We start from the raw sequence: 13,930 nt of genomic DNA on the forward strand, positions 1-13,930 counted from the left end.
AAGCCTCAGTTCTCCGGGAAGAAGCAGGCGGCCGGGTGCGGCTCGCCCTCCAGCCACGGACGCTCCGCCCGGCATTTCTCCTGCGTCTTCCAGCAGCGTGGCGCGAAGGGGCAGCCCGGCGGCACGGCCAGCGGCGACGGCAGTTCGCCCTGCAACTTGATCCGCTGCTTGCGCAGCGCGGGGTCTGCGCTTGGCGTCGCTGAGAGCAGCGCCTTGGTGTAAGGGTGCCGCGGCGCCGCAAAGACCTCGTCCTTCGGCCCCGCCTCGACCGGCCGCCCGAGATACATCACCACCACGTCGTCGGCAATGTGCTTCACCACCGACAGGTCGTGCGAGATGAAGAGGTAGGCGAGCTGCAGCCTCTCCTGCAGGTCGATCAGCAGGTTCAGGATCTGGCTCTGGATCGAAAGGTCGAGCGCCGAGACCGGCTCGTCCAGCACCAGGAGCTTCGGCTCGAGCATGAGCGCCCGCGCTACGGCGATCCGCTGCCGCTGGCCGCCCGAGAACATGTGCGGGTAGCGGTCGTAATGCTCCTCCCGCAGGCCGACGAGGCGCATCATCTCGCGCGCCTTCTCTTGGCGCTCCTTGGCACTCATGTCGCGTCGGTTGATCTTGAGCGGTTCCTCAAGGATCGCGCCGACCCGCTGACGCAGGTTGAGCGAACCGTAGGGGTCCTGGAACACGATCTGGACGTGGGTGCGCAACTCGGCCCAGCGGTCCGGCGTGGCCTCGATCCCGTCGATCGTCAGCCGCCCCGACGTCGGCTCTTCGATGAGCGTGATCATGCGGGCGAGCGTGGACTTGCCGCAGCCGGATTCGCCCACGATGGCGAGCGTCTTGCCGGGGGCGAGCGTGAACGATGCGCCGGCGACCGCGCGCACCGTCTGAGGTCTGGAGAACATGCCGCCGCCGACCTCGTAGTCGCGGCCCAGATCCTCGGCGATGACGACGGGGGCGTTCATGCGGTCTCGACCTCGGCGGGCACGTTCAGGGGATAGTGGCAGCGGGCAAAGCCGATGGCCGGCGGCTGCACCGGCGGCGGCACCTGGCGGCAGCGCTCGTCGGCGAACTTGCAGCGCGGCGAGAACAGGCAGCCGACCGGCTTGTCGTGCTGCCCCGGCACCACGCCGGGGATGGTGGGCAGCCGGCGCTCGGTAGCGCGCTCCGGCAGGGCCGCGAGCAGCGCCGCTGTATAAGGGTGGTGCGGCCGGGCGAAGAGGTCGGTGACAGGCTGGTCCTCGACCTTCTGCCCGGCGTACTGCACCGCCACCCGCTCCGCCGTCTCGGCCACCACGCCCATGTCGTGGGTGATTAGGATCAGCGCCATCCCCGTCTCCTTCTGGAGATCGGTCAGCAGGTCGAGGATCTGCGCCTGGATCGTCACGTCGAGCGCCGTGGTCGGCTCGTCCGCGATCAGCAGCCGCGGCTTGCAGGCGATCGCCATGGCGATCATCACCCGCTGGTTCATGCCGCCCGAGAGCTGGTGCGGGAACGCCTTGAGCCGCCGCTCGGGGTCCGGGATGCCCACCATCTCGAAGAGCTCGACCGCGCGCGCCTGCCGGCCCTTCTTGTCGAGGTCGAGATGCTGCTTCAGCGCCTCGCGGATCTGGAAGCCGACGGTGAAGCAGGGGTTCAGCGACGACATCGGCTCCTGGAAGATCATCGCAATGTCCTTGCCGATCAGCCGACGCCGCGCCGGGCCCGATAGGCTGCGCAGGTCGGTGCCGTCGAACTCCATCCGCTCGGCGGTGATCGTGGCGGTCCAGGGCAGGAGGCCCATCGTCGCCAGCATTGAGACGGACTTGCCCGAGCCGGACTCGCCGACGATCGCCAGGATCTCGCCGCGGTCGATGTCGACGTCGACGCTGTCCACCGCCCGGAACGCTCCGGAGGCGGTCGCGAACTCTACCGTAAGGTTTCGGATCGTCAGCAGCGCCATCGTCAGCTCCGCTTCAGCTTGGGGTCGAGGGCGTCGCGCAGGCCGTCGCCCATGAGGTTGATCGCGAGCACGGTCACCAGGATTGCGAGGCCCGGGAACGTGACCACCCACCAGGCGCGGAGGATGAACTCGCGCGCCTCGGCCAGCATGGTGCCCCATTCCGGCGTCGGCGGCTGCGCCCCCATGCCGAGAAAGCCCAGCGCCGCGGCGTCGAGAATGGCGGTCGAAAAGCTCAGCGCCGCCTGCACGATGATCGGCGCCAGGCAGTTCGGCAGCACCGTCACGAACATCAGCCGCGGCAACCCGGCCCCCGCCACCTTGGCCGAGGTGACGTAGTCCTTCGTCCGCTCGTTTATGACCGAGGCGCGGGTGAGCCGGACGTAGTGCGGCTGCAGCACCAGCGCGATCGCAATCATCGCGTTGATCAGCGACGGCCCGAGGATCGCCACCAGCACGAGCGCCAGCAGCAGCGTCGGGAAGGCCAGGATGATGTCCATCAGCCGCATGATCAGCGTGTCGAGCCACTTGGGTGCGAAGCCCGCCAGCAGGCCCATTATCACGCCGCCCGTCGCCGCGACCACCACGACCACGATGCCGACGAAGAACGAGAACCGCGCTCCGTGGATCAGGCGCGAGAGCATGTCGCGCCCCAGCGGATCGGTGCCGAGCGGGAACTGCCAGCTGCCCCCCGCCTGCCAGAACGGCGGCTGCAGGACGTGCTGCCGGAATTGCGCCGTCGGGTCGTAGGGCGCGATCAGGTCGGCGAAGACGGCGACGAAGGCAAAGACCGCGAACACATAGAGGCCCATGACGGCGCCGCGGTTCTCGCGGAAATAGCGCCAGAACTCGGACAGGCGGCCGGGGCGGCGCGTCGGGACGGTGCGGGCGATCTGTGAGGATGCGTCGGCCATCAGCGCTTGCGGATCTTGGGGTTGATGAGGCCGTAGAGCAGATCCACTGTCAGGTTCACGATCATCACCATGAGCGCGATCAGCAGGAGCCCGCCCTGCACCACCGGATAGTCGCGGCGGAAGATCGAATCGACCATCCACTTGCCGATGCCGGGCCAGGAGAAGATCGTCTCGGTCAGGATTGCGCCAGCGAGTAGCGTGCCGACTGAGAGGCCGATCACGGTGACGACCGGGATCATCGCGTTCCTGAGCGCGTGGAGTCCGTTGACCCGCGCGGGGCGCAAGCCCTTGGCCCGCGCGGTGCGGATGTAGTCCTCGCTCAGCACCTCGAGCATGGCCGAGCGGGTCTGTCGCGCGATCACCGCGAGGGGAATGGTGCCCAGCACGATCGTGGGCAGGATCAGGTGCTGCACCGCCGACGTGAACGCGCCGGCCTGACCGGAGAGCAGCGAGTCGATCAGCATAAATCCCGTAACGTCATCGAAGAAGTACATGAGGCTCATCCGCCCCGACACCGGTGTCCAGCCGAGGTTCCCCGAGAACACGATGATGAGCAGCAGCGCCCACCAGAAGATCGGCATCGAGTAGCCCACCAGCGCCGTGGACATCAGTGCCCGGTCGAAGAACTTGCCGCGGTAGACGGCGGCGATGACGCCCGCCGGCAGGCCGATCAGCGTGGCAAAGATGATCGCGCAGATCGAGAGCTCGAGCGTCGCGGGAAAGAGCGTGAAGAATTCGTCCCAGACCGGGCGGTTGGTGATGAACGAACGGCCGAGGTCGCCCTGCACCACGCCGGTCAGGTAGTCCCAGAACTGCAGGTAGAGCGGCTGGTCGAAGCCGAAGCGCTGGACGAGCTCGTCGTAGCGCTCCTGCGTCATCCCACGCTCGCCGGCCATGACGATGATCGGGTCGCCCGGCAGGACGCGGATGAAGGCGAACGAGATCAGCGTCACGCCGACGAAGGTCGGCACGAAGGTGATGAGGCGTGCGAGGATGTAGCGCAGCATCAGCCGACGACCCTCAGTTCGCGCGCGAAGGTGGTAAGTGAGCGGCAGCCACCCTCCGTCACAAGGACGTCGTCCTCTATCCTGATGCCGAATGCGCCTTCGCAGTGCAGGCCGGGTTCGTCGGTGAAGACCACGCCTGGCTCCAGTTCCTGATGATTGCCGCGCATGATCCAGGGCGCGGCGAAGGCGCCGGCGTAGCCGTCCTGATCGCGCCAGTCGAAGATCTCGCCCTCGAAACCGACTGCAGCCCAAGAGCCCAGCTCGAGGTTCGGCACGATGGCAGCGGGCGCCCCTTCGGCAGGGACGACAAGCAAAAGCGGCCGCTCGTGCGACATGAAGTCGTGGCCGGTCAGGCGGGCGATGTTCGGCCCCGGCACCAGGGCCACGGCGTCGACACCCAGCTGCCGCGCCACGGAAATAATCTCGGGATAGCGGTCGGACATCCGCTTCCTCCGTTTTGGCCGGCGGGACTTGGCCCCGCCGGCCGGCCTCGCGTCACTGCGAGAGGCTGACCTCGTCAAAGATGTGGCCGCCGAGCGGGTGGACCTTGTAGCCCTCGACCTCGGGCCGCACCGGCATGAACACGACGGAGTGTGCGATCGTCGCCCACGGCGCCTGCTCCTTGAAGACCACCTGCGCCTCCTCGTAGAGCGCCGCACGCTCCTCCTGGGTCGGCAGGGTCTTCGCCTCCATCACCAGCTCGTCGAATGGCTCGTGGCACCACTGCGCCCGGTTCGCGCCGCCGACCGCGTCGCAGCTCAGCAGCACGGCGAGGAAGTTGTCCGGATCGCCGTTGTCGCCGGTCCAGCCCAGCAGCACCGCACCGTCACGATCCACGTCCGACGACCGCTCAAGGTACTCGCCCCACTCGTAGGAGACGATGTCGACGTCGACGCCGATCTCGGAGAAGTCCTCCTGGATCAGTTCAGCCATCCGCCGCGCGTTGGGGTTGTAGGGCCGCTGCACCGGCATCGCCCAGATGTTCATCGCGAGATCCGTCACGCCCTCCTCCTCGAGGATCTGGCGCGCCTGCTCGGGATCGTACGGATCGTCCTCGACCGCCTCGTTGTAGGACCACATCGTCGGCGGAATCGGGTTCTTGGCGATCTGCCCGGAGCCCTGGAACACGACGTCGATGATCGCCTGCTTGTCGATCGCCATGTTGAGCGCCTGGCGCACCCGCGGGTTGTCGAACGGCTCCATCTGAGTGTTGTAGGCCAGATAGCCGACGTTGAGACCTTCCTGCTCCAGAACCTCGATGTCCGGGTTCTCCTGCATCGCAGCGACATCGGCGGGGTTCGGATAGGGCATCACGTGGCACTCACCCGCCTGCAGCCGCTGGTAGCGGACCGAGGCGTCGGGCGTGATCGCGAAGACGAGGTTCTCTACCTTCGGCAGGCCCTCTTCCCAGTAGTTCTCGTTGGCTGCGTAGCGGATCACCGCGTCGGTCTGGTAATCGACGAACTGGAACGGCCCGGTCCCGATCGGACGCTGGTTCAGCGCCTCGGGGGTGCCGGCCTCGACCATCGCGTCGGCGTATTCCTTCGACATGATCGACGCGAAATCCATCGCGAGGTTGGCGATGAACGGCGCCTCCGGCCGGCTCAGGTTGAACCGCACCGTCATGTCGTCGACCTTCTCGATCGTCTCGATCAGGTCGGGCATCGACATCGAGTTGAAGTATTCCCACGAGCCCGCGTACTCGTGGTACGGGTTCTCCGCGTCCATCTGCCGCTCGAACGTGAAGATCACGTCGTCGGCGTTCAGCTCCCGCGTCGGCGTGAACTGGTCATTGGAGTGGAACTGGACGCCGGGCCGCAGGGTGAAGGTGTAGCTGGTGCCGTCCTCCGACACCTCCCAGCTCTCGGCAAGACCGGGGACGACCTCCGTCGTACCGGTCACGAACTCGACGAGTTGGTTGTAGACCGTATGCGACGACGCGTCGAAGGTCGTGCCGGCGGTATAAAGCGCCGGGTCGAAGCCCTCGGGCGAGCCTTCCGAGCAGTAGACGAGCGTCTGCGCGCCCGCCGTTCCGGCGAAAAGCGCCAGGGCGATGCCGGGCGCGAGTATGTGGCGGATCTTCATCCATGCCTCCCTTATCGAACTGTCGTCCGACACCCGGGCGGTGCAACGTCCCGGCGGCGCCATGCAAGTTCGGACGCGGCCGGGAGGGTATGAACCCCGGTATCGATGGACACGGGTCGTCTTAACACCCGCGTAGGCGCTATGCCATCGCCACGGGCTCCAGATATCGTCAGGTCACTTGGCCGTTTCCTCACCAACCTCCGCAGGAGATCTGCCCTCGGGGGCGCGATGCGCGACCATTGGAACATCGCTGCGAATAGCGCCCCATTCCTGCGGCCTCGCCTTCACCGAGCTTGCCTCGAGCACACCTGACCGTAGCGATAGTTCAAGGGAGAAGGGTCGCGCTAAAGTTGCCTGTCAGCGCTTCATCCCGTGAATTAGAGCGCCACGCGCTTGCCCCGATGTCGACGTGTCGACGTGTCGACGTGTCGACGACGGCCGCCAAGAATTCTTGCGTAACATCGTCAATACGGTCCGGCCCTCCTGCCGCAAGTGCACATGCAGCGGGTGATCCTCAGATTTTGTCGAGGCGGCCCAGCGTCTCGATCAGCCCGTCGCCGAAAGACGTCGGTCCGGAACTAGGACGCCACGCTCCCTCACCAGCTTCACCGGCTGACTCTGGAACTCTCGGCCGAACGTCCGTTCCTTCATCTGATGTCCCAAGCTCCATGGACACAAACTCATGTTCGTGTCCACGAAACCGGCGGCAGGCAATTCCACGGCCTCTTGGCCGACAGAATGGCTCGTACCTTAAGGCACGGAAAGGTACCTGACGTTTCCGCCCTTTCTACTGTCGCATTCAGTCGAGCCAGCCGGCAACGTTTGCCTCGATCACCCGGGCCAGCGCGTCAATATGAGCGTCGTCGTCGTTGAGGCAAGGGATGTAGGTGAAGCACTCGCCGCCGGCGTGCTCGAAGCTTTCCCTGATCTCCTCCTGGATCTCCTCCAGCGTCTCGACGCAGTCGGCCGAGAAGGCCGGCGCGATGACCGCGATGCGCTTCTTGCCCGCTTGCGCCAGCCGCGCGACTTCTTCGACCGTATATGGCTTCAGCCATTCTTCCGGGCCGAAACGGGACTGGAAGGTGGTGACGATGTCGGTGTCGGCCCAGCCGAGCCGCTCCTTGAGGAGGCGCGTCGTCTTCTGGCACTGGCAATGATAGGGATCGCCCTCCATCAGATAGCGCACGGGAACGCCGTGATAGGAGCAGACCAGTATGTCGGGGCGCGGATCCGTCGCGGCATAGGTGTGCTCGACCGAACGGGCCAGCGCCTCGATGTAGGCGGGATCCTCGAAGTAGGCCGGCACGGTGCGAACCGCCGGCTGCCACTTCAGCTCCATGAGAGCGCGGAACAGCTGGTCGTTTGCTGTCGCGGTCGTGGCACCCGCGTATTGCGGGTAGAGCGGGAAGAAGACGATGCGGTGGCACCCCTGTTCGACGAGCGCTGCCACGCGGGAGCGGGTCGAGGGATTGCCGTAGCGCATGCAGTAGTCGACGACGACGCAGTCGCCATAGCGCTCCTTCATGCGCTGGGCGATTTTGTCGGTTTGCGCCTTGGTGGTCGTCGCGAGGGGGCTCTCGCCGCGGCTTTCGTTCCAGATCGAGCGGTAGGCTGCGCCAGAGGAAAACGGACGCTTGGTCAGGATGATGCCTTGTAGGATCGGCTGCCACTTCCAGCGCGGGTAGTCGATGACGCGCCTGTCGGACAGGAACTCGTTCAGGTAGCGCCGCATCGACCAGTAATCGTAGCCGTCCGGTGTGCCGAGGTTGGCAACCAGGACGCCCACGCGCTCTTTGGGGACGCGGGGATGGTCGGCGGGCGCATGAGCGGGACGGGACGCGCCTTCGACGTCGCCCATGGAAGGTGTGCCCGGCTTGGCGTCCAGCATGTCGTAGTTCCTCGCCTCTCGGATGATGCTCCGGAAATAACCGCGTCCGCGGCTCCGTCAATCGCCCTCGGGCGCGACCGAATCGCCGGCGCCGTGTTCGCTCGTGCCCAGCGCGTCGGCCAGACGGGCCGTCGCGCTGCCCGGCCGAAGTGGCTGCGGCTGGTCCTCGGACGGACCCCAGCCGGTCAGCCAGACGATCTCGAATGTGGCTCGAACGCGGCCGGGACCGGTCGAATAGCTTGAGGCGTAGATCCGGTTCGCCTCATCGAAGATGGCGCGCCGGGTGGGCCGGCGACGCCGCATCGCGAGCGCATTCTGCTCTCCCATCGCGCGAAGGTCGCACATCAGATGCCAGGCGGAGCGATAGTTGACGTTTATCGTGGCGCTGTCGGCTACCGGCAGCGCCAGCCCCGCCCGCTGCAACAATGCGCCGAGGTCCCGGATCTCGCCCATCGGCAGCACGCGCGGCGAGAGACCGCCGGTGAGCCGCGCTTCCGCCTCGGCCAGGGATGCCCGCAGTTCCGTCAGGGTCTGCCCGCCGAAGAGCGCCGCAAGCAGCAGGCCGTCGGGACGAAGCGCCCGCCGCGACTGCACCAGCTGACCCACGGGATCGTTCGCCCAATGCAGCGCCAGCGCGTGGATCACGAGGTCATGCGCACCCTGTTCCAGCGCCAGCGTCTCGTCCGGCGGCACGACGTGCGCCGCAGGCAGCCGCGCGCGCCATAGTTCCGGCCATGGCGTGACGACGGCGACATCCGTAAACGCCCTGTTAACCTCGTTCAGCCTTTCCTGCGCCTCGTCCGCGACAGCCTCGTGCAGGAAGAGCGCCGGAGCGGCACGCGCCCGCCGGCGATTCCGCACGAGGGCTGGGAGGTCCACGAGGTCGGGCGGCTTCTGCATGGAGGCTGAGGTAGGAGATGGCGATGGGATTGCAAAGCGGCGCCTTGCTGAGGCGCGCCGTCGACCTGATCCTGCCACACCAGTGCGCGGCGTGCCGCGAGATCGTCGAGGGGGGCGGCATGCTCTGCGGCGCCTGCTGGCGTCAGACCCCCTTCGTGACCGGACTCGTCTGCGACGGCTGCGGTGTGCCTCTGCCGGGCGAATGCGGCGATACGGTTCACTGCGACGAATGTCTCGCCCACCCGCCGGCGTGGGACCATGGACGAGCTGCTACCATCTATCGCGACGTGGCGCGCAGGCTGGTGCTCGGGCTGAAGCATGGCGACCGGCTTGACCTCGTCGGTCCCGCTTCCGAGTGGATGGCGCGGGCGGCCCAGCCGCTTCTCCGGCCGGAAACGATCGTCGTGCCGGTGCCGGTACACCGCTGGCGACTCATTCGCCGCCGCTACAATCAGGCAGCGTTGCTCGGCCGTGGTTTGGCGCGCAGGTGCGGGCTCGACTGGCACCCCGATGCGCTGGTCCGCGCCCGCTCCACCGGCTCGCAGGACCACAAGTCGCGAGAGGAGCGTTTCGCCAACGTCTCGGGCGCGATCGAGGTCAATCCGCGCCGGGCGCGGGCGCTCGCCGGACGCGACGTCCTGCTGGTGGACGACGTCATGACCTCTGGCGCGACGCTGACGGCCTGCACCGAGGCACTTCGGCAGGCGTCCGCCGCGAGCGTGTCGGTCGTGGTGCTGGCGAGAGCGGCGCGCGACGCCTAGATAATCCGGAGAGGGTCGAGAGGAAAACGATGCAGTCAGTCGAGATCTACACGTCGCCGCTCTGCGGATTCTGTCATGCGGCGAAGAGGCTGCTCTCCGAGAAAGGCGTGAGCTTCTCGGAGCACAACGTCATGGGCGATCCGGAGCGCCGGCAGGAGATGATGCGCCGCGCGAACGGCCGACACACGGTGCCGCAGATCTTCATCGGCGCGACGCATGTCGGCGGCTGCGACGACCTCTATTCGATGGAAAGGTCCGGCAAGCTCGACGCTCTGCTCGCGAGCTGAGGCCGGGTGTCAGGCTGGTCGAAGGCTGGTCGTCACGTAGTTCACGCCAAGATCGCGGCGCGAGAGGCGCCAGCTCCAGGTCGCCGGATTGAAGAGGAAGCCGGTGCGGTCGACCGGATCGAGGCCCGCGCGGCGCAACAGGTCGTAGAGCTCATCCGGCGTGATGAACTTGCGCCACTCGTGCGTGCCCTTGGGCAGCCAGCGCATGACGAATTCCGCGCCGACGATTGCCATGGCGTAGCTGCGCGGGGTGCGGTTGATGGTCGAGCAGACCATCAGGCCGCCGGGCCGCAGGAGGTCGCGGCAGGCCGTGAGGTAGGTCAGCGGATCGGCCACATGCTCGACCACCTCCATATTCAGGACCACGTCGAACGTCTCGCCGGCCGCCGCCAGGTCCTCGGCGGTGGTGTGGCGGTAGTCGATATCGAGACCTTGCGCCTCGGCGTGGACCTGCGCGACGGGGATGTTGCGCGCGGCGGCATCGGCGCCCACGACGCTCGCGCCGAGACGGGCCATGGGCTCGGACAGCAGGCCGCCACCGCATCCGATGTCGAGCAAGCGCAGCCCTTCGAACGGGCGCGCAGTGGAGAGGTCGCGGCTGAACTCGGCGGCGACCTGCGACGTGATGTAGTCGAGCCGACAGGGGTTCAGCATGTGCAGCGGCTTGAACTTGCCGGCGGGATCCCACCACTCGTCCGCCATGGCCTGGAACTTCTCGATCTCGCCCGCGTCGATCGTGCTGCCGGTCATACTGTCACTCCCGTCGATTTAGCCGCGCGATGCATGGCGTCCGCTGCGCAGGCCTTTATATAGTTCTCGAATGGACCCGCTTTCGGGACATAAGGGCGCGGCGGCATTCCTATATCCTCCGCTCGACCCGTTCGACCAGCGCATCCTGGACGTTGGCGACGGGCACCGGATCTATGTCGAGCAGTGTGGCAAGCCGGACGGCGTGCCGGTGATCGTACTGCACGGCGGTCCTGGCGGCGGATGCAGTCCGGCTATGCGGCGCTACTTCGACCCATCTGTCTACCGTGTCGTGCTCTTCGACCAGCGCGGCTGCGGCCGTTCCCGGCCCCACGCCAGCGTCGAGGCGAACACCACCTGGCATCTGGTGGCGGACATCGAGCGTATCCGCACGACGCTCGGCATCGACAGGTGGCTGGCGTTCGGCGGCAGCTGGGGCGCGACGCTGGCGCTGATCTACGCGCAGACGCATCCCGACCGGGTGCGGCATTTGATTCTACGCGGCATCTTCCTGATGACCCAGTCCGAGCTCGCCTGGTTCTACGGCGGCGGCGCCGGACAGTTCTGGCCGGATGTCTGGGCGCGCTTTACGCACCTCATCCCCGAGGACGAGCGGGCCGACCTGATCCGCGCCTACAATCGGAGGCTCTTCTGCGGTGACGCCAGTGTCGAGACGCGCCACGCCCGCGCCTGGGCCGCGTGGGAGAACACGCTGGCCTCCATCGCGAACGACGGGCCGGGCAGCGAGAGCCCGTCCGATTATGCCCGGGCATTCGCAAGGCTTGAGAATCACTACTTCGTCAACGGCGGCTTTCTCGAGGGCGACGGTCACATCCTGGGGAACATGCATCGCATCAGCGACGTTCCGGGCACGATCGTGCAGGGCCGCTACGACATGATCTGCCCCCCGCTGTCCGCCTACAGGCTGCACCAGAGCTGGCCCGGCTCGGTGCTTAGGACGATTCCGAGGGCGGGACACGCGCTGAGCGAGCCGGGGATCAGCCGCGAGCTCGTGCGGACGACGGATCAGCTGAGGGACGTCGTGTAGGGGTTGCGGCAGCTGGCACCGGCGCGTATATGCGCCATGACAGCGGCGCGTCGGCCTCCACCCCCGACGCTCCACCGGGAAAGCATGACGGGCCGCGCGCCCGTCTTTTTGTGTCTGGACTCCATGAACGACCTCGTCGCCAAAGCCAGCATCGACCGCCGCCTCGCCGAGATCATCACGCCGGTGGTCGAGGGGATGGGCTACGAGCTGGTGCGCGTGCGCCTGCTGGGCGGCAAGACCAAGACGGTACAGGTCATGGCCGACCGGCCGGACGGCAGGATCGAGGTCGACGACTGCGCACGCATCTCGACGGCGCTGAGCGCCACGCTCGACGTCGAGGACCCGCTGGAGGACGCCTATACCCTGGAAGTTTCCAGCCCCGGGATCGACCGGCCACTCACGCGTCTCAAGGACTTCGTGGCATGGGAAGGCTATGAGGCGAAGATCGAGACGACCGAGATGATCGACGGCCGCCGGCGATTCAAGGGAGTGCTGGCAGGTGTCGAAGATGACGAGGTCCTGATCGAGATCGAGGAAGGTACGGTCGGACTGAAGTTCGACTGGCTGAGCGACGCCAAGCTCGTCCTGACCGACGACCTGATCCGCGACGTCCTCAGGAGCCGCAAGGAAGCGGGCCAGATCGACGAGGCCCAGTTCGACGAAGTCATCACCGAATTGCCCCAAGAGGGCGACGCCGACGACGCCGGCGATACGAAGGAGCACTGATAGATGGCCATCACATCAGCCAACCAGCTCGAGCTTCTGCAGACCGCCGAGGCGGTCGCGCGCGAGAAGATGATCGACCCGGCGCTGGTCGTCGAGGCGATGGAGGAGAGCCTCGCTCGCGCCGCGAAGTCGCGCTACGGCGCCGAAATGGACATCCGCGTGTCGATCGACCGCAAGACCGGCCGGGCCACCTTCACCCGCGTCCGCACCGTAATCGGCCCCGAGGACGAGCTGGAAAACTACCAGGCGCAGCTGACCGTCGAGCAGGCGAAGCAGTTTCTCGACGACCCGAAGCCCGGCGACGAGATCCGCGACGAGGTGCCGCCGGTCGAGATGGGCCGGATCGCCGCGCAGTCGGCCAAGCAGGTGATCCTGCAGAAGGTCCGCGAGGCCGAGCGCGACCGCCAGTACGAGGAATTCAAGGACCGCGCCGGAACTATTATCAACGGCCAGGTCCGCCGCGAGGAATACGGCAACATCATCGTCGACGTTGGCGCCGGCGAGGCGATCCTGCGCCGCAACGACAAGATCGGCCGCGAGAGCTATCGCCCGAACGACCGCATCCGCTGCTATGTCAAGGACGTGCGGCGCGAGGCGCGAGGGCCGCAGATCTTCCTCAGCCGCACGGCGCCGGAGTTCATGGCGGAGCTCTTCAAGATGGAGGTGCCGGAGATCTACGACGGCATCATTGAGATCAAGGCCGTGGCCCGCGACCCCGGCAGCCGGGCGAAGATCGGGGTGATCAGCTATGACTCGTCGATCGACCCGGTCGGCGCCTGCGTCGGCATGCGGGGCAGCCGCGTGCAGGCGGTCGTGAATGAACTGCAGGGCGAGAAGATCGACATCATCCCGTGGAACGAGGATCTGCCGACTTTCCTCGTGAACGCGCTGCAGCCGGCCGAGGTCAGCAAGGTCGTCCTCGACGAGGAGGCGGAGCGCATCGAGGTGGTGGTGCCGGAAGAGCAGCTCAGCCTCGCCATCGGCCGCCGCGGCCAAAACGTGCGTCTGGCGAGCCAGCTCACCGGTCTCGACATCGACATCATGACGGAGGAGCAGGAGAGCGCCCGACGCCAGGCCGAGTTCGAGGAGCGTACGCGCCTCTTCATGGACAAGCTCGACCTCGACGAGTTCTTTGCGCAGCTTCTTGTCTCCGAAGGCTTCACCAACCTCGAGGAGGTGGCCTACGTCGACCTCGACGAGCTCCTCGTGATCGACGGCGTGGACGACAGCACCGCGGAAGAGCTGCAGGCTCGTGCCCGCGATCACATCGAGGCGCAGAACAAGGCGGCGCTGGAGAATGCGCGGGCGATGGGCGTCGAGGAGAGCCTCATCGCGTTCGAAGGCCTGACACCGCAGATGCTCGAGGCGCTGGCCAAGGACGGCATTAAGACGCTGGAGGAGTTCGCGACCTGCGCCGACTGGGAGCTTGCCGGCGGCTGGACCACGGTCAACGGCGAGCGCGTCAAGGACGATGGCATCCTCGAGCCGTTCGAGGTGTCTCTCGAGGAGGCGCAGGACCTGGTGATGACCGCGCGAGTGCTGCTTGGCTGGGTCGATCCCGACGAGCTTGCGCCACAGGACCCCGCGGACGCGGAGGAAGGCGGCGAATCGGAGGAGGCCGAAGCCTGAGG

Annotated in this window: 14 protein-coding genes; 5 read left to right on the forward strand and 9 right to left on the reverse strand. The window is 66.7% G+C overall.

Going from position 1 to position 13,930, the window contains the following annotated elements:
- Positions 1-5: 5 nt before the first annotated feature.
- The 8 genes from JM664_RS04430 to JM664_RS04465 form a co-directional block, all read right to left on the reverse strand.
- Complete coding sequence (locus JM664_RS04430) at positions 6-962, reverse strand: ABC transporter ATP-binding protein (protein WP_227418696.1); 957 nt, start codon at positions 960-962, stop codon at positions 6-8.
- On the reverse strand, positions 959-1,939 hold the full coding sequence (locus tag JM664_RS04435; protein WP_227418697.1) for an ABC transporter ATP-binding protein: 981 nt from the start codon (positions 1,937-1,939) through the stop codon (positions 959-961). Before JM664_RS04435 ends, JM664_RS04430 begins: the two co-directional genes overlap by 4 nt.
- A gap of 2 nt (positions 1,940-1,941) precedes the next feature.
- The gene (locus JM664_RS04440; protein ID WP_227418698.1) at positions 1,942-2,850 is read right to left on the reverse strand and encodes an ABC transporter permease subunit; all 909 of its coding nucleotides are present in this window, start codon (positions 2,848-2,850) and stop codon (positions 1,942-1,944) included.
- Positions 2,850-3,857 (reverse strand): ABC transporter permease subunit, encoded by a 1,008-nt coding sequence (locus tag JM664_RS04445; RefSeq protein ID WP_227418699.1) that lies wholly within the window; start codon positions 3,855-3,857, stop codon positions 2,850-2,852. Before JM664_RS04445 ends, JM664_RS04440 begins: the two co-directional genes overlap by 1 nt.
- The gene (locus JM664_RS04450) at positions 3,857-4,300 is read right to left on the reverse strand and encodes a M24 family metallopeptidase (protein ID WP_227418700.1); all 444 of its coding nucleotides are present in this window, start codon (positions 4,298-4,300) and stop codon (positions 3,857-3,859) included. Before JM664_RS04450 ends, JM664_RS04445 begins: the two co-directional genes overlap by 1 nt.
- Positions 4,301-4,352: 52 nt before the next feature.
- On the reverse strand, positions 4,353-5,942 hold the full coding sequence (locus JM664_RS04455) for an ABC transporter substrate-binding protein (RefSeq protein ID WP_227418701.1): 1,590 nt from the start codon (positions 5,940-5,942) through the stop codon (positions 4,353-4,355).
- Between the two features lie 799 nt (positions 5,943-6,741).
- Complete coding sequence (hemH, locus tag JM664_RS04460; RefSeq protein ID WP_227418702.1) at positions 6,742-7,830, reverse strand: ferrochelatase; 1,089 nt, start codon at positions 7,828-7,830, stop codon at positions 6,742-6,744.
- A 57-nt stretch (positions 7,831-7,887) separates the two neighbouring features.
- On the reverse strand, positions 7,888-8,730 hold the full coding sequence (locus JM664_RS04465; protein ID WP_227418703.1) for a methyltransferase domain-containing protein: 843 nt from the start codon (positions 8,728-8,730) through the stop codon (positions 7,888-7,890).
- 23 nt (positions 8,731-8,753) lie between these two features.
- Between JM664_RS04465 and JM664_RS04470 the strand changes: the two genes are divergently transcribed.
- Both JM664_RS04470 and grxC read left to right on the forward strand, forming a co-directional pair.
- Positions 8,754-9,491, forward strand: a complete 738-nt coding sequence (locus tag JM664_RS04470; RefSeq protein WP_227418704.1) for a ComF family protein — start codon at positions 8,754-8,756, stop codon at positions 9,489-9,491.
- Between the two features lie 29 nt (positions 9,492-9,520).
- Positions 9,521-9,778 carry a glutaredoxin 3 gene (gene grxC, locus JM664_RS04475; protein ID WP_227418705.1) on the forward strand — a complete coding sequence of 86 codons (258 nt, stop codon included), beginning with the start codon at positions 9,521-9,523 and terminating at the stop codon, positions 9,776-9,778.
- Between the two features lie 9 nt (positions 9,779-9,787).
- On the opposite strand, the gene ubiG is transcribed toward grxC, so the two are convergent.
- A complete protein-coding gene (gene ubiG / locus JM664_RS04480; RefSeq protein WP_227418706.1) occupies positions 9,788-10,528 on the reverse strand; it encodes a bifunctional 2-polyprenyl-6-hydroxyphenol methylase/3-demethylubiquinol 3-O-methyltransferase UbiG in 741 nt (246 codons plus the stop codon).
- Positions 10,529-10,598: 70 nt separating this feature from the next.
- Between ubiG and pip the strand changes: the two genes are divergently transcribed.
- The 3 genes from pip to nusA all read left to right on the forward strand — a co-directional run bounded on the left by pip (position 10,599) and on the right by nusA (position 13,928).
- Positions 10,599-11,573 (forward strand): prolyl aminopeptidase, encoded by a 975-nt coding sequence (gene pip / locus JM664_RS04485; protein ID WP_227418707.1) that lies wholly within the window; start codon positions 10,599-10,601, stop codon positions 11,571-11,573.
- A 123-nt stretch (positions 11,574-11,696) separates the two neighbouring features.
- Positions 11,697-12,299, forward strand: a complete 603-nt coding sequence (gene rimP, locus JM664_RS04490) for a ribosome maturation factor RimP (protein ID WP_227418708.1) — start codon at positions 11,697-11,699, stop codon at positions 12,297-12,299.
- 3 nt (positions 12,300-12,302) lie between these two features.
- Positions 12,303-13,928: a transcription termination factor NusA gene (gene nusA, locus JM664_RS04495; protein WP_227418709.1), complete on the forward strand. Its 1,626-nt coding sequence runs from the start codon at positions 12,303-12,305 to the stop codon at positions 13,926-13,928.
- Positions 13,929-13,930: the final 2 nt, after the last annotated feature.

Source organism: Roseitranquillus sediminis, from assembly GCF_016918935.1.
In the GTDB taxonomy this organism is placed as follows: domain Bacteria; phylum Pseudomonadota; class Alphaproteobacteria; order Rhodobacterales; family Rhodobacteraceae; genus Roseitranquillus; species Roseitranquillus sediminis.